Origin of the sequence: Streptomyces sp. NPDC093568 (assembly GCF_044764945.1) — a bacterium.
In the GTDB taxonomy this organism is placed as follows: Bacteria; Actinomycetota; Actinomycetes; order Streptomycetales; family Streptomycetaceae; genus Streptomyces.
This window is the reverse complement of record NZ_JBIWJD010000007.1, coordinates 16524-39470: the sequence shown is the minus strand read 5'-3', so window position 1 is coordinate 39470 and position 22947 is coordinate 16524. Positions and strand designations below refer to the sequence as shown.

The following is a 22947-nucleotide window of genomic DNA, read 5'->3' as shown; positions in this document are numbered from 1 at the left end:
GTAATGCCCATGTCCAACTCGGAAGCAGGCCAAGGCGCTTCAGCACGCCGCGTGCTCGCCGTGATCCCCGCGCGCGGCGGCTCCAAGGGCGTGCCCGCGAAGAACCTGATGCCCGTCGGCGGCGTACCGCTCGTGGCCCGCGCGGTGCGCGAGTGCCGGGCCAGCCGGCTGGTGACCGACGTCGTCGTCTCCACCGACGACCAGGGCATCGCGGCCGCCGCCCGGCAGGCCGGCGCCGAGGTCGTGCTGCGCCCCGCCGCCATCGCCGGTGACACCGCCACTTCCGAGGCGGCCGTGCTGCACGCCATGGACGCCCACGAGGCGCAGCACGGCGCGCCGGTGGACGTGGTCCTGCTCGTGCAGTGCACCAGCCCGTTCATCATCCGCGAGGACCTCGACGGGGTCGTCAAGGCGATCGTGGCGAACGGCGCCGACACGGCCCTGACCGTCGCGCCCTTCCACGGCTTCGTGTGGCGCCACGGCGACGACGAGCCCGCCGGGACCGAGCGCGCGGCCGCCGGCGGCGGCTACGGCGTCAACCACGACAAGTCCTTCCGCCCGCGCCGCCAGGACCGCCCCCAGGACTTCCTGGAGACCGGCGCCGCCTACGCGATGGACGCGAGCGGCTTCCGCGAGCACAAGCACCGCTTCTTCGGCCGCACCGAACTCGTGCGCACCGACCCCGCCCGGGTGCTGGAGATCGACGATCCGCACGACCTGGCCCGCGCCCGCGCGCTGGCGCCGCTGTTCGACGCGGACCGTCCCGGCGCCCTCCCGACCACGGACGACATCGACGCGGTCGTACTGGACTTCGACGGCACCCAGACCGACGACCGGGTGCTGATCGATGCCGATGGAAAGGAGTTCGTCTCCGTGCACCGCGGAGACGGCCTCGGCATCGCGGCCCTCCGCCGGAGCGGCCTGAAGATGCTGATCCTCTCCACGGAGCAGAACCCGGTCGTCGCCGCCCGCGCACGGAAGCTGCAGATTCCCGTGCTGCACGGCATCGACCGCAAGGACCTCGCCCTCAAGCAGTGGTGCGAGGAGCAGGGCATCGCGCCTGAGCGCGTGCTCTACGTCGGCAACGACGTCAACGACCTCCCGTGCTTCGCCCTCGTGGGCTGGCCCGTGGCGGTCGCGAGCGCCCACGACGTCGTGCGCGGCGCCGCACGCGCGGTCACCTCCGTACCCGGCGGTGACGGCGCGATCCGAGAGATCGCCAGCTGGATCCTCGGCCCCTCTCTCGACTCCCTCACCAAGTAAGGACATCTCAGCCATGAGCACCTACTCCCGCCTCCGCAACTTCGGCGCCCGCGAGGTCGGCCCCGGCAAGCCCGTCTACATCTGCGGCGAGATCGGCATCAACCACAACGGTGAGCTGGAGAACGCCTTCAAGCTCATCGACGTCGCCGCCGAGGCCGGCTGTGACGCCGTCAAGTTCCAGAAGCGCACCCCCGAGATCTGCACCCCGCGCGACCAGTGGGACATCGAGCGCGACACCCCCTGGGGCCGGATGACCTACATCGACTACCGCCACCGCGTGGAGTTCGGTGAGGACGAGTACCGCCAGATCGACGAGTACTGCAAGGAGAAGGGGATCGACTGGTTCGCCTCCCCGTGGGACACCGAGGCCGTCGCCTTCCTGGAGAAGTTCGACGTCCCGGCCCACAAGGTCGCGTCCGCGTCCCTCACCGACGACGAGCTGCTGAAGGCGCTGCGCGGCACCGGCCGCGCCGTGATCCTCTCCACCGGCATGTCGACGCCGCGCCAGATCCGCCACGCGGTCGAGGTCCTCGGCTCGGACAACATCCTGATGTGCCACGCCACGTCGACGTACCCCGCGAAGGCCGAGGAGCTCAACCTCCGCGTGATCAACACGCTGGAGAAGGAGTTCCCGAACGTCCCGATCGGCTACTCCGGCCACGAGACGGGCCTGCAGACCACCCTCGCCGCGGTCGCGCTCGGGGCGACCTTCGTCGAGCGTCACATCACCCTGGACCGCGCCATGTGGGGTTCGGACCAGGCCGCGTCGGTCGAGCCGCAGGGCCTCGTCCGCCTCGTCCGCGACATCCGCACCATCGAGTCCTCCCTCGGTGACGGTGTCAAGAAGGTCTACGACTCCGAGCTCGGCCCGATGAAGAAGCTGCGCCGCGTCACGGGCGTCGTCGCCGAGGCGGAGATCGCCGCCGCGGCCGGCGAGCCGGTTCAGGTCTGACCCGAACGCACCGAGTTCCAGTAGTGCACCGAGTCCGAGTGCCCCGTCCGCGGGCGCTCGGACTCGGCGCCCCTTCGAGCTCCCTCCACCACGAGCTGAATACGAGCGCCCCATGAGCGCCTTACGACGGGTAGGTCGTACGTCGATGAGCCCCAGCGCCGGGAACACCGGCTCCCCCACTCTCGCCTTCGTCGAGAGCCCGGTACAGCTCTTGAACGTGCTGGAGTGGGCGCACGTCCGCGAGCACGCCGTCGGCGCGGGACTCACGCTCGTCGTGCTGGCGCCGAACGACCCGATGACCCGGGGCCAGCTGCGCCGGATGGCCGAGCTGGCGCGCGAGGACGGGCACGAGATCCGCTGGGAGGAGGCGCGCGGCGGCGCCGCGGCGCCCTTCCAGACCATCGGGGGCCTGGCCGGCCTGCTGCGCCGGGCGGACCGCGTGGTCCTCGGCGACCCCTTCTCCCGCTACGTCCAGCTGCTGCTGACCATTACCAAGGCCCGCGAACTCGTCGTCGTCGACGACGGCACGGCGACCATGGAGTTCGTCGCCCAGCTGGCCCGCGGCGAGCGCCTGGTCCGCTGGCACCGCAAGGGCGGCCGCCCCGGCCCGCGGGACCTGGTCTTCGCGCCCGTGTCGTCCGCGGCCCGCAAGCGTCTGACGCCGAGCGAGCGCCGGAGGGTCGAGATCTTCTCGTCCATGCCCATGGAGGAGACCCCGGACGGCGTCACGGTCACCGCCAACACCTTCGCCTGGACCCGCGACCGGTTCGGGCCGCCCCGCATCACCAAGGGCGCGGACATGGTCGGCACGTCCCTCGTCGAGACCGGCGTGGTCGACGGCGAACGCTATCTGGAGGCCGTCCGCTCCCTGGCCAAGGCGCACGGCACGACCCGCTACTTCGCGCACCGCCGCGAGAGCGCGGAGAAGCTGCACCGGCTGGCGGCGGAGACGGGCCTGGAGATCGTCCGCCCCGACCTCCCCCTGGAGCTGATCGCCCGCCGCGGCCCGATCGGCCGGACGATCCTGAGCTTCCCCTCGACCGTCGTCCACACCCTGCCGCTCGCCCTGACCGGCACGGAGGTCCGCGTCGCGGTCTGCGACATCGACCCCGCCTGGCTGACGCAGAACGCCTCGCCGCGGGCCCAGGGCTTCCTGTCGGGCGTCACCGGAACGGCCCGGGACGTGCACCGGCTCTCCGCGGTCAGCGCTGTGTGACCCGGGGCTTCTCGGCGAGGAGGAACGCGCGCGGGCGCTTCTCCTCGCCGTCCGGCTCCCGCACGATCCGGGCGCACAGCCGCAACCCCGCATCGCCCAGATGTCCGATGACGGTGTCCGGCGTCCGCCAGTGGTAGTCCAGCGCGATCTCCTGCCCGAAGCGCTCGGACAGGTGCAGCCGGTCCTCCTTGTCGCCGGACTGGAACGCCAGCAGGACCGGGGCGCCGGGCCGCAGGACGCGCCGGAACTCGGCGAACGTCGCGGGCAGGTGGTCGTCCGGGACATGGATGATCGAGTACAGCGCGAGAATCCCGCCCAGCGTCTCGTCCGGCAGGTCCAGTGAGGTCATCGAGCCCACGTGGAACCGGAGTCCGGGGTGCGCGCGGCGGGCCAGGTTCACCATGCGCGGCGAGAGGTCGACACCGAAGACCGGGGTGCCGAGGGCGTCGAGGTGTGCGGTGACGGAGCCGGGGCCGCTGCCGAGGTCGGCCACGGGGGCCGGGGCGTGCTCGCGGGCCAGCTCGGCGAAGGCATCGACGAGGGAGCGGTCCAGGGGAGCGCTGTCGGCCCGCCAGTCGGAGAAGCGGTCGGTGTAGGCGGGGGCGATGGCGTCGTACGAGGCCCGGGTGGACTCCAGGAAACCGGCGCACTCGGCGATCGTGGGGGGCTGGAAGTTCTGGGCGGTCACGGGGCGCACCCTAGTGCGGCCGGCGGACGGGCGTCCGGGAGTTCACCGGGGGTGTGCGATCCCGACAGGTGAACACAACCGACGGTTCTGTTCCAGGCGTGGTATCCGTGGAGTGTGGATGGCTGGCATCGTCACTCTCCGTCGAACCGCGATCGAGCTCGATTCCATGATCGACTCGACGGAAAGCCGGGCGAGTTTACCCACCCAAACCGATACCTACGCGTCGGGCGGCCAGATTTTCTTCCCCAAACGGGTTGAACTTTTGTTGATCGAGGGTCAGTTGGCCACCTCGGCGTCCTACCCTTCAGAGGGTGAACCGACTGATGTCCGCAGAGTCCGAAGCCGATCAACCCGGGGAAGGCGTCCTTCCCGGCGCCCTGCCGGAAGCGCTCCGTGCCGAACTCGTCGAGTTCCGGCGCGACTTGCACATGCACCCCGAGCTCGGCAACCAGGAGTTCCGTACCACCGCCGCGATCAAGGCCCGGCTGGAGAAGGCCGGCCTGAAGCCCCGCGTGCTCGCCATCGGAACCGGGCTCGTCTGTGACATCGGGAAGCCGGACGGCGGACGGCCCATCCTCGCCCTGCGCGCCGACATCGACGCCCTGCCCATCCCGGACACGAAGAGTGACTGCCCGTATCGCTCGACGGTGCCCGACCGGGCCCACGCGTGCGGACACGACGTGCACACGACCGTGGTGCTGGGCGCCGGGCTGGTGCTCGCCGAGCTGCACCGGCAGGGCCGGCTGCCCCGCCCCGTGCGCCTGGTCTTCCAGCCCGCCGAGGAGGTCCTCCCCGGCGGTGGCGCCGACGTCGTCGAGTGCGGGGTGCTCGAGGGAGTGGGGCGGATCCTCGCCCTGCACTGCGACCCGAAGGTGGACGCCGGGCGGATCGGCCTGCGGCAGGGGGCCATCACCTCCGCCTGCGACCGGCTGGAAATCGCCCTGGACGGGCCCGGCGGACACACCGCCCGCCCGCATCTGACGACCGACCTCGTCACCGCCGCCGCCCGGGTCGTCACCGACGTGCCCGCGGTCGTCGCCCGGCGCACCGACGCCCGCAGCGGCCTGTCCGTGACGTGGGGCCGGATCGAGTCCGGCCACGCCCCCAACGTCATCCCGCAGCACGCCGAGCTCTCCGGGACCGTGCGCTGCCTGGACCTCGACACCTGGCGGCAGGCGCCGGACCTCGTCGTCGCCGCGATCGACGAGGTGGCCAACCTCCATCGCGCCAAGTCGGAGATCAACTACATCCGCGGGGTCCCGCCCGTGGTCAACGACCCGGTCTCGACCGAGCTGCTGCGCGAGGCGATGACCGCGCGCCGGGGTCCCGACTCCGTCGAGGGCACCGAGCAGAGCCTCGGCGGCGAGGACTTCTCCTGGTACCTGGAGCACGTCCCCGGCGCGATGGCCCGGCTCGGGGTGCGCACGCCGGGGGACCGGGTGGGGCGCGACCTGCATCAGGGTGACTTCGACGTGGACGAGTCCGCGATCACGGTGGGCGTGGAACTGTTCACGGCGGCCGCGCTGCTCGACGCCACGGCCTAGGTGTGCTGTCCGGGGAGTCCCGCCTGCACGCACCAGACGCCGCGGAGCCGCCCTGCGGGCGGACGACGGGACTTTGCGGACGCGACCTGGGCGGAGCGCCGCACCGGGTGCCCCCGCGCGGCGGCCCCGGTCTCGTCGCGACCGGTCACGCCCGCGGGTGTTCCGGTTGCGGTCGGCACACGGCGGGGGGAGTCTGGCCCCATGGCGGGCGGTCCCGAGCACCATCGCGGCGAAGGCACCTCCGGTGCCGGTGCCTGTGCCCCATGCGTGCCTTTCGATCCGATGGTTCACAAGGGCGTAACCGGCCATCGGCACGAATGGATAACGGCCGGGCGAAACCCCGTTCCCAGGAGTGTCTACGCGCGTTAATGTGCGCCGAACTCAGCACCCACTGCGGGGCTTGGAGAATGGGGACTTCACGATGCGTCGGACATCCAAACTGACCCGTGTCGCGGTGGGGGTCGCGTCGATCGCGCTCGCCGCCACGGCGTGCGGTGGTACCAGCAGCGACAGCGACAGCGGCAGCGACGGCGGCGGTGACACCAAGGGTCTCGCCATCGCGTACGACATCGGCGGCAAGGGCGACCAGTCCTTCAACGACGCCGCGTACGCCGGTCTGCAGAAGGCCGCGAAGGAGTTCAACTACAAGACCGCCGACATCGAGCCCACCGAGGGCGAGACGGACGCCGACAAGGAACAGCGGCTGTCCTCCCTCGCCAAGCAGGGCTACAACCCGGTGATCGGCGTCGGCTTCGCCTACGGCCCCGCGATGGAGGCCGTGGCCAAGAAGTACCCGAAGACCACCTTCGGCATCGTCGACTCCGTGGTCGAGGGCGAGAACGTCGCCTCCCTCGTCTTCGCCGAGCAGGAGGCCTCCTACCTGGCCGGCGTCGCCGCGGCCAAGGCCACCAAGACCAACATCGTCGGCTTCGTCGGTGGCGTGGACGTGCCGCTGATCCACAAGTTCGAGGCCGGTTACAAGCAGGGCGTCCAGGACACCAACCCCAAGGTCAAGGTCCTGTCGCAGTACCTGACGCAGACCGCGGAGGAGGGCGGCTTCTCCAGCCCCGACAAGGGCAAGGCCGCCGCCGAGGGCCAGATCGAGAAGGGCTCCGACGTCGAGTACGCGGCCGCCGGTCTGTCCGGCCAGGGCGTGATCGAGGCCGCCTCGAAGGCCAAGGTCTGGGCGATCGGTGTCGACTCCGACCAGTACAAGCAGGCGGCGCTCGCCAACTACAAGAACTCCATCCTGACCTCCGCCCTCAAGGACGTCGGCGGCGCGGTCTACACGCTGGCCAAGTCCGTCGAGGACGGCAAGCCGCTGACCGGCGTCCAGACCTTCGACCTCAAGGTCAACGGTGTGGGCCTGTCCGAGTCGAACCCGGAGTTCGCCAAGATCGCGGGTCTGTCCGACGCGGTGGCGAAGGCCAAGGAAGGCATCATCGACGGCTCCATCAAGGTCAAGACCGAGTAGCAGCGGTCGTACTCACGCAGAGCGGGCGGGCATCCGGCGGGATGCCCGCCCGCTCGGCTTTTCCCAGGTCGGCGTGGATCACCCGGCACTGTTCTCAGTTTGCTGTCGGCAAGGCCTTGGTCAAGGCCGCGAGTGGAGTTGGCCACGGGGGGATAACAAGGTGTACAGAAGGGGTTTCCTGGGAGGTCTACGCGCGTTACTCTGCGGCGAAAGCCAGCGCCGTTGCTGTGAAGCTGTACCGAGCTGTACCGTCCGGCGCTTGTACCGACAGGAGTCACCACACATGCGCCGGATTTCCCGGATCACGGTCGCAGGCGCAGCGACCGCCTCTCTGGCCCTCGCGCTCTCCGCCTGCGGCGGCACCTCGACCTCGGCCTCGTCGGAGTCGAAGGACGGAGACAAGGGCCTCGCCATCGCGTACGACGTCGGCGGCAAGGGCGACCAGTCCTTCAACGACGCGGCGTACGCGGGCCTGGAGCAGGCGAAGAAGGAGTTCGGGTACGACACGCAGGACGTCGAGCCGACCGAGGGCGAGACGGACGCCGACAAGGAGCAGCGACTGGTGTCGCTGGCCAAGCAGGGCTACAACCCGGTCATCGGTGTCGGCTACGCGTACGCGACCGCCGTCAAGGGTGCCGCGGAGAAGTTCCCGGACACCACCTTCGGCATCGTCGACGACTCCACCGTCGAGGCGAAGAACGTCACCGACCTGGTCTTCTCCGAGGAGGAGGCCTCGTACCTGGCCGGCGTCGCCGCGGCCAAGACCACCAAGACGAACACGGTCGGCTTCGTGGGCGGCGTGGACATCCCGCTGATCCACAAGTTCCAGGCCGGCTTCGAGCAGGGCGTCAAGGACACCAACCCGCAGGCCAAGGTCCTCACCCAGTACCTCACGCAGACCGCGGAGGAGGGTGGCTTCGCCAGCCCGGACAAGGGCAAGTCGGCCGCCGAGGGTCAGATCGAGAAGAAGGCCGACGTCGTCTACGCCGCCGCCGGTCTGTCCGGTCAGGGCGTCATCGAGGCCGCCGCCGCCAACAAGGTGTGGGCCATTGGTGTCGACTCCGACCAGTACAACCAGGAAGCCCTTGCCAAGTACAAGGACTCCATCCTGACCTCGGCGATGAAGGACGTCGCCAAGGCGGTCTACAACCTGGCGAAGTCGGTCGAGGACGGCAAGCCCGAGACCGGTATCGTTCGTGGCGATCTGAAGACCGGCGAGGTGGGCCTGTCGAACTCCAACCCGAAGTTCGCGGACAACGCCGAGGTCCAGGAAGCCATCAAGACGGCCAAGGAGAAGATCATCAGCGGCGAGATCAAGGTCAAGACCAGCTGAGTTCAGCAACACCCTGAGCAGCGGTAACCCCGGGGTTACGTCCGCGCGACGGGGTACGGGGAGGATTCCTCTTCCGTACCCCGTTGTCGCGGTGCGTCGGCCCCCTTTCAGGCCATAGGGGCGCTACGCGCGTAGACGACCCCCGTCCCCAGGAGAGTGCGCCATCAACGCGTCCAGCAGCCCTCCGGCCGGCGCGGCGGTCAACGGTCAGGTGACCGCCGTCGAGCTCGCCGGGATCACCAAGCGTTTTCCGGGCGTCGTGGCCAACCACGACATCCACCTCACCGTCCGCAAGGGCACCGTCCACGCCCTGGTCGGCGAGAACGGCGCCGGCAAGTCCACCCTGATGAAGATCCTCTACGGCATGCAGAAGCCGGACGAGGGCACCATCGCCGTCGACGGCCAGCAGGTCACCTTCTCCTCGCCGGCCGACGCGATCGTGCGCGGCATCGGCATGGTGCACCAGCACTTCATGCTCGCGGACAACCTCACCGTCCTCGAGAACGTCGTGCTCGGCAGCGAGAAGCTCTACGGCATCGGCGCCAAGGCCCGCCGCAAGATCAAGGAGATCTCCGAGCGCTACGGCCTCGGCGTGGAGCCCGACCGCCTCGTCGAGGAGCTCGGTGTCGCCGCCCGCCAGCGCGTGGAGATCCTCAAGGTCCTCTACCGCGGTGCCACCACGCTGATCCTCGACGAGCCGACGGCCGTCCTGGTGCCGCAGGAGGTGGAGGCGCTCTTCGACAACCTGCGCGAGCTGAAGGCCGAGGGCCTGTCGGTCATCTTCATCTCCCACAAGCTCGGCGAGGTGCTCTCCGTCGCAGACGAGATCACCGTCATCCGCCGCGGTACGACCGTCGGCACGGCCGTGCCCGCCGAGACCACCTCGCGCCAGCTCGCCGAGATGATGGTGGGCAGCCAGCTGCCGACGCCGGAGACGGCCGAGTCCACGGTCACCGACCGCCCGGTCATCACCGTCGACAAGCTGCGCCTGGAGGCGGTGGGCGGCAAGGCCCTGCTGGACGACATCACCTTCACCATCCACGCGGGCGAGATCCTGGGCATCGCCGGCGTCGAGGGCAACGGCCAGACCGAGCTGGTCGACGCGCTCATCGGCCTCAAGCCCGCCGACTCCGGCACGATCAGCCTGATCGACGAGGAGATCACCGGCTGGACCACCCGCAGGCGCCGCGAGCAGGGCATCGGCTACATCCCCGAGGACCGCCACCGGCACGGCCTGCTCCTGGAGGCCCCCCTCTGGGAGAACCGCATCCTCGGCCATGTCACCGAGAAGCCCAACGCCAAGGGCGTCTGGCTGGACCCCAAGGCCGCCCAGGACGACACCCGCCGCATCGTCGAGGCGTACGACGTCCGCACGCCCGGCATCGACGTCACCGCCGCCTCCCTGTCCGGCGGCAACCAGCAGAAGCTGATCGTCGGCCGCGAGATGAGCCACAAGCCGCGCTTCCTGATCGCCGCCCACCCCACCCGCGGTGTGGACGTCGGCGCGCAGGCCGCGATCTGGGACCACATCCGCGAGGCCCGCCGCGAGGGCCTGGCCGTGCTGCTGATCTCCGCCGACCTGGACGAGCTGATCGGCCTGTCCGACACCCTCCGCGTGATCTACAACGGCAAGCTGGTCGCGGACGCCGACCCGGCCACCGTCACCCCGGAGGAACTGGGCTCGGCGATGACCGGTGCCGCGACCGGGCACCTGGAGCACGACGAGACGACCCCCGAGACTCCCGACCTGAGCAAGTCCCCCGAGTCCGGCGAAGACGAGGCCCGCTGATGAAGAAGTTCGACAAGGAGCGTGTGCTCCTCGCGGTGGCCGGACCGGTCATCGCGCTCGCCGTGGCCTTCGTGCTCAGCGCGATCGTGCTGCTCGCCTCGGGCAAGAGCCCGGTCGAGCCGTACGCCCTGATGTTCGAGCAGCTCGGCTTCTCCGACATCCAGGTGCTGATCATCAACCAGGCCTCGCTGTACTACATCGCGGCTCTGGCGGTGGCCATCGGCTTCCGGATGAACCTGTTCAACATCGGAGTCGACGGCCAGTACCAGCTCGCCGCCATGATGGCCGCCGTCGTCGGCGCCCACGCGAACCTGCCGGCCGCCCTCCAGGTCCCGCTGCTGATCCTCACCGCCGTCTGCACCGGCGCCTTCTGGTCCGGCATCGCCGGTGTCCTCAAGGTCACCCGCGGCGTCAGCGAGGTCGTCGCGACGATCATGCTGAACGCCATCGCGACCTCCGTCATCGCCTACCTGTGGCTGCCGGACGTCTTCGGCGTCAAGGTCGGCAACAACAACACCACCGGCGAGATGCACGAGTCCGGCTGGGTCCCCGGCATCAACATGGGCGACGCCGGCGAGATCTACGGCCTGGTCTTCCTCGCCGTACTGCTCGGCATCGCCTACTGGGTCGTCCTCAACCGCACCCGCTTCGGCTTCGACCTGCGCGCCTCCGGCGCCTCGGAGACCGCCGCCGCGGCCAGCGGTGTCGACCCCAAGCGCATGGTGCTCACCGCCATGCTGATCTCCGGCGGCATCGCGGGCATGGCCGGTCTGCCGATCCTGCTCGGCGACACCCACACCTACAGCCTGAACTTCCCCACCGGCATCGGCTTCCTCGGCATCGGCATCGCCCTGCTCGGCCGCAACAGCCCCGTCGGCATCGCGTTCGCCGCCCTGCTGTGGGCCTGGCTCGACAAGGCATCGCCCGAGCTGGACTTCCACGGCTACGACAAGGAGATCGCGGTCATCATGCAGGGCCTGATCGTGCTCTCGGTCGTCGTCTCCTACGAGGCCGTCCGCGAGTGGGGCCTGCGCCGCCAGCAGCGCCGGGTCGGCGCCGAACTGGCCGCCGGTCACGTCCTCGGCGCCGACAACAACAAGAAGGAGGTGGCCGGCCGATGACCACCCCGCAGACCTCAGCGGTCGACGTCAACCAGCCCACGCTGCAGCCCGCGGCGCCGACCGGCCGCCGCCTGTCGTGGCAGGTCCTGCTGCTGGTCATCGCCGGAGCCCTGGCGCTGACCTCGATCGTCCGCATCATCACCGGCGCCGACGGCATCACCAACGTCAGCCAGATGTCCACCGCGCTCCAGCTCGCCGTGCCGATCGGCCTCGCCGGCCTCGGCGGTCTGTGGGCCGAGCGGGCGGGCGTCGTCAACATCGGCCTCGAGGGCATGATGATCCTCGGCACCTGGTTCGGCGCCTGGGCCGGCTTCCAGTGGGGCCCGTGGACCGGTGTCGTCGTCGGCATCCTCGGCGGCTGCATCGGCGGCATCCTGCACGCCATCGCCACCGTCACCTTCCGGGTCAACCACATCGTCTCCGGTGTGGCGATCAACATCCTCGCCCTCGGCATCACCCGCTACCTCGCGCCCCTCGCCTTCGAGGGCCACGCGGGCGGCTCCGCCAAGCAGTCCCCGGCGGTCGACTCCCTCGGCCACTTCACGGTGCCCGGCCTGTCCGACGGGCTCAGGGACCTGAACAACAACGGCTGGTTCTTCATCTCCGACATCGCCGGCCTGCTCGGCGGACTGGTCACCAACGTCTCCTGGCTGACCGTGATCGCCATCGCGCTGATCCCCGGCACCTGGTACATCCTGTGGCGCACCGCCTTCGGTCTGCGGCTGCGCTCCTGCGGTGAGAACCCGGTCGCCGCCGAGTCGCTCGGCGTCAACGTCTACAAGTACAAGTACATCGCCGTGATCATCTCCGGCGGTCTGGCCGGTCTCGGCGGTGTCTTCCTGTCCATCGTGGCCAACCCCTTCTACCTGGAGGGCCAGGTCAGCGGCCGCGGTTACATCGGTCTCGCCGCGATGATCTTCGGTAACTGGATGCCGGGCGGACTCGCCCTCGGCGCCGGGCTGTTCGGCTACACCGACAGCCTCAACCTGCGCGGCGGCTCCACCAACGTCCACGCCCTGCTGCTGCTCGGCGCCCTCCTGCTGATCATCGGCGCCATCTGGCTCGTGGTCCGCAAGAAGTACGCCCCGTCGATGATCACCGCCGTGGTCGGCGCCCTGGTCTACACCTGGTACGCCACCACCAACGAGGTGCCCAACCAGGTCGTCTCCGCCACGCCGTACGTCGTCACGCTCGTCGTCCTCACGCTGTCCGCGCAACGCCTGCGGATGCCGAAGGCGGACGGCCTGCCGTACAAGAAGGGACAGGGCAAGTGAGCCCGGCCGTCTCCCCCGACGTCGACTGGGACAAGCTGCGCGCCGCGGCCCTGGACGCCATGTCCCGTGCCTACGCCCCGTACTCCGGCTTCCCGGTCGGTGTCGCGGCCCTCGTCGACGACGGCCGCACGGTCACCGGCTGCAACGTCGAGAACGCCTCCTACGGACTCGCCCTGTGCGCCGAGTGCGGGCTGGTCTCGGAGCTGCAGAACACGGGCGGTGGCCGGCTGACGCACTTCACGTGCGTGGACGGCAAGGGCGAGGTCCTCGTGCCGTGCGGCCGCTGCCGTCAGCTGCTCTTCGAGTTCGGCGGCCCGGAGCTGCTGCTGGAGACCCCGGCGGGCATCCTGCCGCTGTCGGAGATGCTGCCGCAGGCCTTCGGGCCCGGGCACCTGCGCAAGTAATTCCCGTACGGCCCCTCCGAGTCGCTCACGCGACCGGTTCGGAGGGGCCGTACCACTTCTGGAACCCTCGGAAGGAAGCCAAGCCATGGCCATGGACGCCATCTCCGTCATCCGCACCAAGCGGGACCGCGGTGAGCTCAGCGACGAGCAGATCGACTGGGTCATCGACGCGTACACCCGCGGGGAGGTCGCCGACGAGCAGATGTCCGCGCTCGCCATGGCCATCCTGCTCAACGGCATGAACCGCGGGGAGATCGCCCGCTGGACCGCCGCGATGATCGCCTCCGGCGAGCGCATGGACTTCTCGTCCCTGTCCCGCCCGACGGCCGACAAGCACTCCACGGGCGGCGTCGGCGACAAGATCACCCTGCCGCTGGCCCCGCTCGTCGCCGCCTGCGGCGCGGCCGTGCCCCAGCTGTCGGGCCGGGGCCTCGGTCACACGGGCGGCACGCTGGACAAGCTGGAGTCGATTCCCGGCTGGCGCGCGCTGCTGTCGAACGAGGAGATGCTGCACGTCCTCGACACCACGGGCGCGGTGATCTGCGCGGCCGGCGACGGGCTGGCCCCCGCGGACAAGAAGCTGTACGCGCTGCGGGACGTGACCGGCACCGTCGAGGCGATCCCGCTCATCGCCTCCTCGATCATGTCGAAGAAGATCGCGGAGGGCACCGGCTCGCTGGTGCTCGACGTGAAGGTCGGCACGGGCGCCTTCATGAAGACGATCGAGGACGCGCGGGAGCTGGCGTCCACGATGGTGGGCCTCGGCACGGACCACGGCGTGAAGACGGTGGCGCTGCTGACGGACATGTCGACCCCGCTGGGCCTGACGGCGGGCAACGCGCTGGAGGTCCGCGAGTCGGTGGAGGTCCTGGCCGGCGGCGGCCCGGCCGATGTGGTCGAGCTGACGATCGCCCTGGCCCGCGAGATGCTGGACGCGGCCGGAGTGAAGGACGCCGACCCGGCCAAGGCCCTCGCGGACGGCTCGGCGATGGACGTCTGGCGGCGCATGATCGCGGCGCAGGGCGGCGACCCGGACGCGGAGCTGCCGGTGGCGCGCGAGCAGCACGTGATCAAGGCCGCCTCGTCCGGTGTCCTGACCCGCCTCGACGCCTACGACATCGGCGTGGCCGCCTGGCGCCTCGGTGCGGGGCGCGCCCGCAAGGAGGACCCGGTGCAGGCGGGCGCGGGCGTGGAACTGCACGCCAAGCCCGGCGACACGGTGACCGAGGGCCAGCCCCTGCTGACCCTGCACACGGACACCCCGGAGCGCTTCGAGTACGCGCTCCAGTCGGTGGAGGGTTCCTACGACATCGCGGCAGCGGGGACCGACTTCACGGCGTCGCCGGTGGTGCTGGAACGTATCGCCTGAGCCGGGTGAGCGTGCGGCGGGCCGGGGCCTTCGGGTCCCGGCCCGCCGTGTTTTGCCGGGGTCAGCCGAGCAGCGCGGCGACGACCACCAGCACCGGCACCGACAACACCGTCGACAGCAGGATCGAGTCCCGCGCCAACCGCTCACCCACCCGGTAACTCGACGCGTACGTGTACAGGTTCTGCGCGGCCGGCAGCGCCGACGTCACCACCACGTCCAGCAGCGGAGCGCCCCGTAGGCCGAAGACGCCTGCCGCCAGTGCCCACGCCACCGCCGGCTGTCCCACCGACTTCAGCGCGACCGAGAGGAACACCGGATGTCGGTCCGGCCCCCGGCCCGGCATGGTGCTGCCGCACAGGGAGATGCCGAAGGCCAGCAGCACCGCCGGTACCGACATGCCGCCGATCAGGGACAGCGGGTCCAGGACGGGGGCAGGGATCCGCAACCCCGTCGCCGACACGGCCACACCCGCCAATGAGCCGACCGCGATCGGATTGCGCAACGGCGTCAGCAGGCGGCGCCACATCGACCCCTTCTCGCCCTCCCCGGACAGGTCGAGGATCGTCAGGGCGACGGGGGTGACCCCGACGAGCTGGAACAGCAGGACCGGCGCCACGAGCGAGGCGTCGCCCAGGACGTACACGGCGATCGGGATGCCGAGGTTGCCGGAGTTGACGTAGCTGGAGCACAGGGCGCCGATCGTGGTCCGGCCCACGCCCCAGCGCCGTACGGCACCCACCGCGACGAAGACCCCGGCCGCCGCGGCCGTGCTCAGTGCCGTCACCAGGAGGCGGCTGGAGAAGATCACCGAGAGGTCGGTCTGCGCGAGCGTCGTGAACAGCAGGGCCGGAGAAGCCACATGGAAGGCCAGCTTGGTGAGGACCTCGCGGCCCTGGTCGCCGAGGTAACCGCGCCGGCCGATCACATACCCCACGGCGATGACGACCGCGATCACCGCGAATCCCGTCAACACCCCTTGCACGGAACCTCCTTGGCGGGGCGCGGGCCGCAGGGTATTCGGGGGCGAGACGATAGGTGGGGCATACAGCAAACCCTCATGGGCGGGAGGGGACCGGGTCAATGTGATCTCGGTCGGCGGACACGCCTCGAGGCGCCAGTAGCGGGAGAACTCCGGCCGCGATGAGTTATCGCTTCCCGCCCGGTCTACCGATCGTGGACGCCATGACACCCGCTGTACTCGTGCTGGCCGGCCCCGTCACCCGGGACGAGGTGACGGGGCTGTGCGACGACGTACGGGCCCGGCTGGAGGCCGGCGGGGCGAGAGTCGTGGTGTGCGACGTGGGTGGGCTGGGACCGCCGGGACTGGGTGTCGTGGACCTGCTGGCGCGGCTCCAGCTCGCCGCACGGAGGGCCGGGGGCCGGATCCGGCTGCGCGACCCCGACCCCGCGCTACACGCCCTCCTCGACCTGGTCGGTCTCCGCTTCGAGGTGGAGGGGGAGCCCGAACAGCGGGAACCAGCGCTTGGTGTCGAGGAAGAAGTGGAACCCGGTGAGCCGGCCGTCTGAGATCTCCAGGACCTGCACCGCCCACGGGGTGTATCCGCCCGCCTCGGGGTCCGGCTTGTACTGGGCGAAGCCCGGCAGGCCGTTCACCTGGACCGGCACCAGCCGGGAGCCCTCGCAGGCGGAGCCCAGCGTCGTCATGAAGCCGGCGATGTCGTCGTGGCCCGTCAGCCACAGGTCGAACGGCGGCATCGTCATGATGGCGTCCTCGTGCAGCAGGGCCGTCAGCGCCGTCATGTCATAGCCTTCGAAGGCCGCGACATAGCGGTCCAGGAGCTTTTGCTGCTCGTCGTCCAGCGGGTCGGAGACGGCGGCCTCGGCTCCCGGCTGCTGCTGCTGCTCGGCGAGGGTCGCGCGGGCCCGCTGGAGGGCGCTGTTGACCGACGCGACCGTGGTGCCGAGCAGCTCGGCGACCTCGTTCGCCTTCCAGGCCAGCACCTCGCGCAGGATCAGTACCGCCCGCTGTTTGGGCGGCAGTTGCTGGAGGGCCGCCATGAAGGCGAGCCGCACCGACTCCTTGGCGACCGCCGCCTCCGCCGGGTCCTCGGTGGTGGGCAGCACCCGGCTGTCCGGCATCGGCTCCAGCCAGGTGTTGTCGGGACGGGGCGAGAGCGCCGCCTGGGCCAGCGGCGTCGACTCCGTCAGGTCCATGGGCCTGGCCCGCTTGTTGCCCGCCGTCAGCATGTCCAGGCACACGTTGGTCGCGATGCGGTACAGCCACGACCGGAGACTGGAGCGTCCCTCGAACTTGTCGTAACTCCGCCAGGCGCGCACCATCGTGTCCTGCACCGCGTCCTCGGCCTCGAAGGACGAGCCGAGCATGCGGTAGCAGTACCCGGTCAGTTCGACGCGATGTTTCTCCAGCCTGACGTCGAGGTCCGTTGTCGTAGTCGCCGTGCCGTCGCTCATCGTCCACCCACCCCTGTGGCCGTATCCCGTCGGCGCCTCGTCGCGCCAACACTTCGGAAGCTACCGCAGCCCACTGACAACGGCCCCCGGAGCAGACGAACACGCAGGTGAGAGGCGTGCAAAAAGCCGATCCCCCCGACCGGCCGACCCCGGTCGGGGGGAAATCCGGGGAGGGGAAACGGGACGTGCGGCTCAGGCCGTCGCGAGCCGCTGCTGAGCAGCCCGAGCCGCACGCGTTCCGAGGACGGTGATCGTCACCACGCCGAGCACCGCCAGCAGGCCGACCCCGACCGTGCCGGCCCAGCCGCCGGCGTGGAAGGCGATCGCGCCGAGGGTGCTGCCCGCGCTGGAGCCGACGTAGTAGGCCGACTGGTACAGCGCCGCGGCCTGGGCGCGGCCGTGGGTGGCCGTCTTGCTGACCGCCGAGGACGCCGCCGCGTGGCCCGCGAAGAAGCCGCCGGTGATCAGGACCAGGCCGAGCAGGACCATGGGGAGCGAGTCCGCCAGCGACAGCAGCAGGCCGGTCGCCGTGGTCGCGCCCGCCGCGTACAGGGCGCCGCGCCGGCCCAGGCGGCCCACCAGGCGCCCCGCCGTCGACGCCGAGACGGTGCCGACCAGGTAGACCAGGAAGATCGACCCGATGATGCCCTGGGGGAGGCCGAACGGGGCCTCCGTCAGGCGGTAGCCGATCACCGTGTACACGCCGCCGAACACCGTCATGAACAGCGCGCCGATCGCGTACAGCCGGCACAGCAGCGGGTTGGAGAGGTGGTCGCGGACCGTGCGGGCCAGGACGCGCGGGCGCAGCGAGCCGGGCTTGAAGTGGCGCGGTGCCGGGAGCAGGAGGCGGAACGCCACCGCGCAGGCCATCGCGATCGCGCCGATCACGCCGACCGCGACCCGCCAGCCCCACTCCTGCGCGACCCAGCCGGTGATGACCCGGCCGCTCATCCCGCCGACGCTGTTGCCCGCGACGAACAGGCCGATCGCCGTGACCAGCGCCTTCGGGCGGACCTCCTCGGCCAGATACGCCGTCGCCGACGCCGGGAGACCGGCCAGCGCGGCGCCCTGGACCGCCCGGAGCACGACCAGGGCGGTCAGGTTCGGCGCGAAGGGGACCAGGAGTCCGACGCCCACCGCGACCGCGAGCGACGCCGTCATGACCGCACGGCGTCCGAACCGCTCCGACAGCGCGCTCATGGGCAGGACGAACAGCGCCAGACCGCCCGTCGCCGCCGCCACCGTCCAGCTCGCGTCGCTCGCCGTCACGCCGAAGTCGCCCGAGATCAGCGGCAGCAGGGCCTGCGTGGAGTACAGGAGCGCGAAGGTCGCGACACCGGCGAGGAAGAGGGCGAAGCTCATCCGGCGGTAGCCGGGGCCGCCCGGGGCCATACGGGAGTCGACGACGGGGACTGCGGGTGTGGCGGCCACCGTGGTGGACGCCCCGGTACTGGCGGGAGACATGCCTCGAAGTTACGTACGGCCTCGCTGATCCGTCCAATGCATGGAATCGCGATAATCGTTCCCATGGTGCATCAACAGAGGTCACAGGATCGACTGTCACCGTCCAGTGACACAGAAGACATGGTGATGTTGCTGGCGCCGCGCCTCGCCTACTTCGCCGGCGTCGCCCGGACCGAGCACGTCACCCGTGCCGCCCAGGAGATGCGGGTGCCGCAGTCCACGCTCTCGCGTGCCATGGCCCGCCTCGAACAGGACCTGGGCGTCGACCTGTTCGCCCGCCACGGCCGCACGGTCTCCCTGACCCCGGCAGGGCGCACCTTCCTAGGCTCCGTCGAACGCGCCCTCGCCGAGATCGAGCGGGCCGCCGAGGAGGTCCGCGCCGACGCCGACCCGGCCACCGGCAAGGTCGCCTTCGGCTTTCTGCACACCATGGGCGCCGAGACGGTACCCGGCCTGCTGCACGCCTTCCGCGAGGACCACCCGCGCATCCGCTTCAGCCTCGTCCAGAACTACGGCGAGGCGATGATCGAGCGGCTGCGGGCCGGCGAGCTCGACCTGTGCCTGACGTCCCCCGTGCCGGACGCCCCCGACCTGGTGGCCCGCCGCCTGGACGAGCAGAAGCTCCGCCTCGTCGTCCCCGCCGACCATCGGCTGGCCTCGCGCAGGCGCATCCGGCTGGCGGAGGCGGCCGACGAGATCTTCGTGACCCTGGAGCCCGGGTACGGCATGCGCCGGATCACCGACGACCTGTGCAAGGAGGCGGGCTTCAAGCCGCGCATCGCCTTCGAGGGCGAGGAGGCGGAGACGCTGCGGGGCTTGGTGGCGGCGGGCCTGGGCGTCGCCCTCCTGCCGCCGCCGGCCGTGCCCCGCCCGGGAGTGGTGGAACTGACGGTGACGGCCCCCAGAGCCGCCCGTGAGATCGGCGTGGCCTGGCTGGCGGACCGCCCGGACACGCCTCCGGTGGCGGCGTTCAAGAGGTTCCTGTTGTCGCGGAGGGGCAACCTGCTGCCGAACTGACGACCGGCGGACGGCCCGGCCCGCTACCGCCGCAGCGACTTCCCGAACCCCGCCGCCAGCGGCATCCGCAGCCCCAGCGGCGGCGGAGCCGCGAACGCGTCGGCCACCGGCCGGGAGAAGGCCTTGCCGAACAGCGCGCCCATGACGAAGTCCTCCGCCAGCGCGAGGACTTCACCGCGGTGCTGGTGCAACCCGTGCCGGTCGGAGTGCACTTCGAACCGGCACACCTCCCGGTTCGCCTTCTTCGCCCGCTCGGCCAGCCGGAACGACAGCTCGGGGTCGGTCCGCTCGTCGTTCGTGCCGTGCACGAACAGCACGCGCCGCCCCGCGAGTTGTTTCACCGGTTCGGGTGTGGCCGCCGCGTCCTCCTCCGGCAGCCAAGGGGCGATCGCCAGCACGGAGTTGACGGCCTCGTGACCGCCGGCGTGCAGGGCCGCGCGGGCACCCATGTCGAAGCCGACCAGGCACACGGGGACGTCACCGTAGCGCCGTACGATCTCGTCGGCCGCCCACTGCGCGTCGCTCGCGAGGTCCGCCGCGTGGCCGTTCCAGCCGCGGAAGCGGTAGCGGACGACATGCGTGGCCAGGCCGTCCTCGCGTCCCGCCCGGCTCAGACGGCGGCCCAGTGTCCGCACGTAGGAGGTCGCCAGCACCGGCGCCGGCTTGCGATGTGAGACCTCGTCACCGCCGGGGAGCAGGAGTACCACTCCGCTCACCGCCGTCGGCTCGGGCCCGATCGCCCTGCCCAGCCGGACCCTGCGAACCGGCGTCGCTTGGTGTGCCATGACAGAACAGTGTCAGAAGCATGGGTGTACGCCACCCGTCCCTGGGATCACCGTTACGTATCGACGGATCGGTACAACCAGGGAAATCGGGTGTTCAGGGGGTGATCTACGCGCGTAGGCTGTAGAGTGCGGAAATGACGAGCGAGACTGCCCAGAAGGCGAACACCCCGAGCTCGGACCAGATCCGCCGGGCGCCGAAGGTTCTGCTGCACGATCACCTCGACGGCGGGCTCCGCCCCGGCACCGTCGTCGACCTCGCCCGCGAGTCGGGCTACGCCCAGCTCCCGGAGACCGACCCCGGCAAACTCGGCCTGTGGTTCCGTGAGGCCGCCGACTCCGGCTCCCTGGAGCGCTACCTGGAGACCTTCTCCCACACCGTCGCGGTGATGCAGACCCGCGAGGCCCTCGTCCGGGTCGCGCGCGAGTGCGCCGAGGACCTCGCCGAGGACGGCGTCGTCTACGCCGAGGTGCGCTACGCGCCCGAACAGCACCTGGAGGGCGGGCTCAGCCTCGAAGAGGTCGTCGAGGCCGTGAACGAGGGCTTCCGCGAGGGCGAGCGGCTCGCGCGGCAGAACGGTCACCGCATCCGCGTGGGCGCCCTGCTCACCGCCATGCGGCACGCCGCCCGCGCGCTGGAGATCGCCGAGTTGGCCAACCGCTACCGCGACCTCGGCGTCGTCGGCTTCGACATCGCGGGCGCCGAGGCGGGCCACCCGCCCACCCGCCACCTCGACGCCTTCGAGTACCTCAAGCGGGAGAACAACCACTTCACCATCCACGCCGGCGAGGCCTTCGGGCTGCCGTCCATCTGGCAGGCCCTGCAGTGGTGCGGCGCCGACCGGCTGGGGCACGGGGTGCGCATCATCGACGACATCCAGGTGCACGCCGACGGCACCGTGAAGCTCGGGCGGCTCGCGTCGTACGTACGCGACAAGCGCATCCCGCTGGAGCTGTGCCCGAGCTCCAACCTCCAGACGGGCGCCGCCGACTCGTACGCCGACCACCCCATCGGGCTGCTGCGCCGGCTGCACTTCCGGGCGACCGTGAACACCGACAATCGGCTGATGTCCCACACCAGTATGAGCCGGGAATTCGAGCACCTTGTCGACGCGTTCGGTTATACGCTCGATGACATGCAATGGTTCTCCGTCAATGCGATGAAATCATCGTTCATTCCTTTCGATGAACGGCTCGCGATGATCAATGACGTCATCAAGCCCGGATATGCCGAACTCAAGTCCGAGTGGTTGTTCCGGCAGACCGCGTCTACCAGCGGTTCTCCGGAGGAGCAGGGCTGACCTGGGGCCTTGTGGTCACAAGGCATGCGGGCTCCATTCACAATCCGTCCTCATTTCGATGTTTGCGGCGGGGTGCGGGGCGTGTTTACGGTCGTGGACCGCTTACATCCCCGTAACCAATTTTCGAGGACGCATTTCATGAAGCAGTCTGCTGCCAAGACCCTCGGTGTCGCCGCTCTCGGTGCCGCTTTCGCCGCCGCGGGCGCGGGCGCCGCGAACGCCGCGCCGGTCACCCCGGACGCCGCCGGCACGGCGCTCGACACCGTCACCCGGACGCTCCCCGCCGAGAACCTCTCCCAGGCGCCGGGTGCCACCGAGGGGCTGGCCCAGGGGCAGGAGGCGCTCGCCACCGGACTGTCCGCCGCGCAGCCGGCCGCCGCGCAGGCCGTCGCCGGCGGGCCGACCACCGTCGTCGCCGAGCTGCTCGGCGGGCTGCCGGTGCAGGGGCTCCCGACCGAGACGCTCCCGGTGCAGGGCCTGCCCGCCGCCCCGGCGCTGCCCACCCAGGGGCTGCCGGTGAACGGCCTGCCGCTCGCCTGAGCCCGCCTGATCCGGAACGCACCGCTGGGGCGTACCCCTTGGACAGGGGGTACGCCCCAGCGGCGTTCGCGCGGACGTCGGTGGGTGGTGGCTACCAGGCCGTACGGGCCTTCGCCTTGTCCTCCGAGGGAAGCAGGATCCACAGGGCTATGTAGAGCAGGAACTGCGGGCCCGGGAGCAGGCATGAAACCAGGAAGATGACGCGCATCGTCGTCGCGGAGGTGCCGAAGCGACGCGCCAGCGCGGCGCACACTCCGCCGATCATGCGGCCGTTGGTGGGTCGGGCGAGCGCGGTCATGGTGCGGCTCCTTCGCGAGCGTCGGTCGAAGGTCTCCCTCTTTCGGGGCCTTTCGAGTGGGTGCCTCATCTGACATCCACGCTACGAAGACGAACCGGGCAAAGCGTCACTCTACGGAGCTATCCCGACCCTGGGAATCGTCGGGGTCCGACCCTGAGTCGGCTCCTCCTGAAGGGCGGTGGTCCGGCCCACGCGCTCGGACCTGCGGCGGAGGTGGAACCGGGCCGCCGGGACGACCGCCGCGTGCGCGAGGGCCACGCCGAGCGGGTTCAGGAACAGCGAGTCGACGTCGACGATCTGGCCGGGGACACCGGTCTGCAGCAGCTCTATGCCCAGGGAGATCAGGGCGCCCGCGGCGACCGTGCGGACCAGGGAGCCGAGCGGGGAGGCGGTGAGCCTGCCGTGTGCCATCGGGATCAGGACGCCGAGGGGCGCGAGCAGGGCGAGGCCCTCCGCGATACGGCGGGCGGCCTCCTGCCAGCCGAGGGCGAGATCGGCTCTGATGCCGGCGAGCGGCTGCAGGTTCGCCGGGGTCACCCAGGGGACGTCCAGGGGGCGCAGCGTGAGCCAGGCGACGAACGCGAGGTGTGCGAGCAGGAGGATTCCTCCCGTCGCACGGATGCGGATCGCGGCGCTGCCGCCGATGGAGCCTTGACGCTGCACGCCCCCCTAGACGCGCCCCCCG

Annotated in this window: 22 protein-coding genes; 15 read left to right on the top strand and 7 right to left on the bottom strand. The window is 70.6% G+C overall.

Features of this window, described 5'->3' with window-relative positions; all coding sequences use genetic code 11:
- Positions 1-9: 9 nt before the first annotated feature.
- From ACIRD7_RS26770 to ACIRD7_RS26760, 3 genes are all read left to right on the top strand, one after another.
- Positions 10-1263, top strand: coding sequence for a cytidylyltransferase domain-containing protein (locus ACIRD7_RS26770; RefSeq protein ID WP_403457584.1), 1254 nt, complete (start codon positions 10-12; stop codon positions 1261-1263).
- A gap of 13 nt (positions 1264-1276) precedes the next feature.
- A complete protein-coding gene (locus ACIRD7_RS26765) occupies positions 1277-2215 on the top strand; it encodes an N-acetylneuraminate synthase family protein (protein ID WP_403457582.1) in 939 nt (312 codons plus the stop codon).
- A gap of 145 nt (positions 2216-2360) precedes the next feature.
- The gene (locus ACIRD7_RS26760; RefSeq protein WP_403458191.1) at positions 2361-3431 is read left to right on the top strand and encodes a hypothetical protein; all 1071 of its coding nucleotides are present in this window, start codon (positions 2361-2363) and stop codon (positions 3429-3431) included.
- Here the strand turns inward: ACIRD7_RS26760 and ACIRD7_RS26755 are convergent.
- Positions 3418-4119, bottom strand: coding sequence for a class I SAM-dependent DNA methyltransferase (locus tag ACIRD7_RS26755; RefSeq protein ID WP_403457581.1), 702 nt, complete (start codon positions 4117-4119; stop codon positions 3418-3420). The genes ACIRD7_RS26760 and ACIRD7_RS26755 overlap by 14 nt on opposite strands.
- A gap of 323 nt (positions 4120-4442) precedes the next feature.
- Here ACIRD7_RS26755 and ACIRD7_RS26750 point away from each other — a divergent pair, with 323 nt between their 5' ends.
- From ACIRD7_RS26750 to ACIRD7_RS26715, 8 genes are all read left to right on the top strand, one after another.
- Complete coding sequence (locus ACIRD7_RS26750; protein ID WP_403457580.1) at positions 4443-5663, top strand: M20 family metallopeptidase; 1221 nt, start codon at positions 4443-4445, stop codon at positions 5661-5663.
- A gap of 421 nt (positions 5664-6084) precedes the next feature.
- On the top strand, positions 6085-7137 hold the full coding sequence (locus ACIRD7_RS26745) for a BMP family protein (protein ID WP_403457579.1): 1053 nt from the start codon (positions 6085-6087) through the stop codon (positions 7135-7137).
- Positions 7138-7420: 283 nt separating this feature from the next.
- Positions 7421-8470, top strand: a complete 1050-nt coding sequence (locus ACIRD7_RS26740; RefSeq protein WP_403457577.1) for a BMP family protein — start codon at positions 7421-7423, stop codon at positions 8468-8470.
- Positions 8471-8681: 211 nt separating this feature from the next.
- Positions 8682-10259: an ABC transporter ATP-binding protein gene (locus ACIRD7_RS26735; protein ID WP_403457575.1), complete on the top strand. Its 1578-nt coding sequence runs from the start codon at positions 8682-8684 to the stop codon at positions 10257-10259.
- Positions 10259-11380 (top strand): ABC transporter permease, encoded by a 1122-nt coding sequence (locus ACIRD7_RS26730; RefSeq protein ID WP_403457574.1) that lies wholly within the window; start codon positions 10259-10261, stop codon positions 11378-11380. Before ACIRD7_RS26735 ends, ACIRD7_RS26730 begins: the two co-directional genes overlap by 1 nt.
- Positions 11377-12654: an ABC transporter permease gene (locus ACIRD7_RS26725; protein WP_403457573.1), complete on the top strand. Its 1278-nt coding sequence runs from the start codon at positions 11377-11379 to the stop codon at positions 12652-12654. The genes ACIRD7_RS26730 and ACIRD7_RS26725 overlap by 4 nt, the downstream gene beginning before the upstream one ends.
- On the top strand, positions 12651-13058 hold the full coding sequence (locus ACIRD7_RS26720) for a cytidine deaminase (protein WP_403457571.1): 408 nt from the start codon (positions 12651-12653) through the stop codon (positions 13056-13058). Before ACIRD7_RS26725 ends, ACIRD7_RS26720 begins: the two co-directional genes overlap by 4 nt.
- Before the next feature lie 91 nt (positions 13059-13149).
- The gene (locus ACIRD7_RS26715) at positions 13150-14427 is read left to right on the top strand and encodes a thymidine phosphorylase (protein ID WP_403458189.1); all 1278 of its coding nucleotides are present in this window, start codon (positions 13150-13152) and stop codon (positions 14425-14427) included.
- Between the two features lie 61 nt (positions 14428-14488).
- Here the strand turns inward: ACIRD7_RS26715 and ACIRD7_RS26710 are convergent, their stop codons facing one another.
- Positions 14489-15409 carry an AEC family transporter gene (locus tag ACIRD7_RS26710; protein ID WP_403457570.1) on the bottom strand — a complete coding sequence of 307 codons (921 nt, stop codon included), beginning with the start codon at positions 15407-15409 and terminating at the stop codon, positions 14489-14491.
- A gap of 158 nt (positions 15410-15567) precedes the next feature.
- Here ACIRD7_RS26710 and ACIRD7_RS26705 point away from each other — a divergent pair, with 158 nt between their 5' ends.
- The gene (locus ACIRD7_RS26705; protein ID WP_403457567.1) at positions 15568-15954 is read left to right on the top strand and encodes an STAS domain-containing protein; all 387 of its coding nucleotides are present in this window, start codon (positions 15568-15570) and stop codon (positions 15952-15954) included.
- Here the strand turns inward: ACIRD7_RS26705 and ACIRD7_RS26700 are convergent.
- Entirely contained in the window at positions 15838-16860 is a 1023-nt protein-coding gene (locus ACIRD7_RS26700; protein ID WP_403457566.1) for a sigma-70 family RNA polymerase sigma factor, read from the bottom strand. The genes ACIRD7_RS26705 and ACIRD7_RS26700 overlap by 117 nt on opposite strands.
- Positions 16861-17052: 192 nt before the next feature.
- On the bottom strand, positions 17053-18324 hold the full coding sequence (locus ACIRD7_RS26695; RefSeq protein WP_403457565.1) for an MFS transporter: 1272 nt from the start codon (positions 18322-18324) through the stop codon (positions 17053-17055).
- Between the two features lie 63 nt (positions 18325-18387).
- Between ACIRD7_RS26695 and ACIRD7_RS26690 the strand changes: the two genes are divergently transcribed.
- Positions 18388-19341: a LysR family transcriptional regulator gene (locus tag ACIRD7_RS26690; protein ID WP_403457563.1), complete on the top strand. Its 954-nt coding sequence runs from the start codon at positions 18388-18390 to the stop codon at positions 19339-19341.
- A gap of 23 nt (positions 19342-19364) precedes the next feature.
- Here the strand turns inward: ACIRD7_RS26690 and ACIRD7_RS26685 are convergent, their stop codons facing one another.
- Positions 19365-20126: an alpha/beta hydrolase gene (locus ACIRD7_RS26685; protein ID WP_403457561.1), complete on the bottom strand. Its 762-nt coding sequence runs from the start codon at positions 20124-20126 to the stop codon at positions 19365-19367.
- A 134-nt stretch (positions 20127-20260) separates the two neighbouring features.
- Here ACIRD7_RS26685 and ACIRD7_RS26680 point away from each other — a divergent pair, with 134 nt between their 5' ends.
- Both ACIRD7_RS26680 and ACIRD7_RS26675 read left to right on the top strand, forming a co-directional pair.
- On the top strand, positions 20261-21424 hold the full coding sequence (locus tag ACIRD7_RS26680) for an adenosine deaminase (protein ID WP_403457559.1): 1164 nt from the start codon (positions 20261-20263) through the stop codon (positions 21422-21424).
- 138 nt (positions 21425-21562) lie between these two features.
- Entirely contained in the window at positions 21563-21964 is a 402-nt protein-coding gene (locus tag ACIRD7_RS26675; protein WP_403457558.1) for an ATP-binding protein, read from the top strand.
- A 91-nt stretch (positions 21965-22055) separates the two neighbouring features.
- Here the strand turns inward: ACIRD7_RS26675 and ACIRD7_RS26670 are convergent, their stop codons facing one another.
- A complete protein-coding gene (locus tag ACIRD7_RS26670) occupies positions 22056-22262 on the bottom strand; it encodes a PspC domain-containing protein (RefSeq protein ID WP_403457557.1) in 207 nt (68 codons plus the stop codon).
- Positions 22263-22373: 111 nt separating this feature from the next.
- Complete coding sequence (locus tag ACIRD7_RS26665; RefSeq protein ID WP_403457555.1) at positions 22374-22925, bottom strand: VanZ family protein; 552 nt, start codon at positions 22923-22925, stop codon at positions 22374-22376.
- Between the last annotated feature and the right edge of the window lie 22 nt (positions 22926-22947).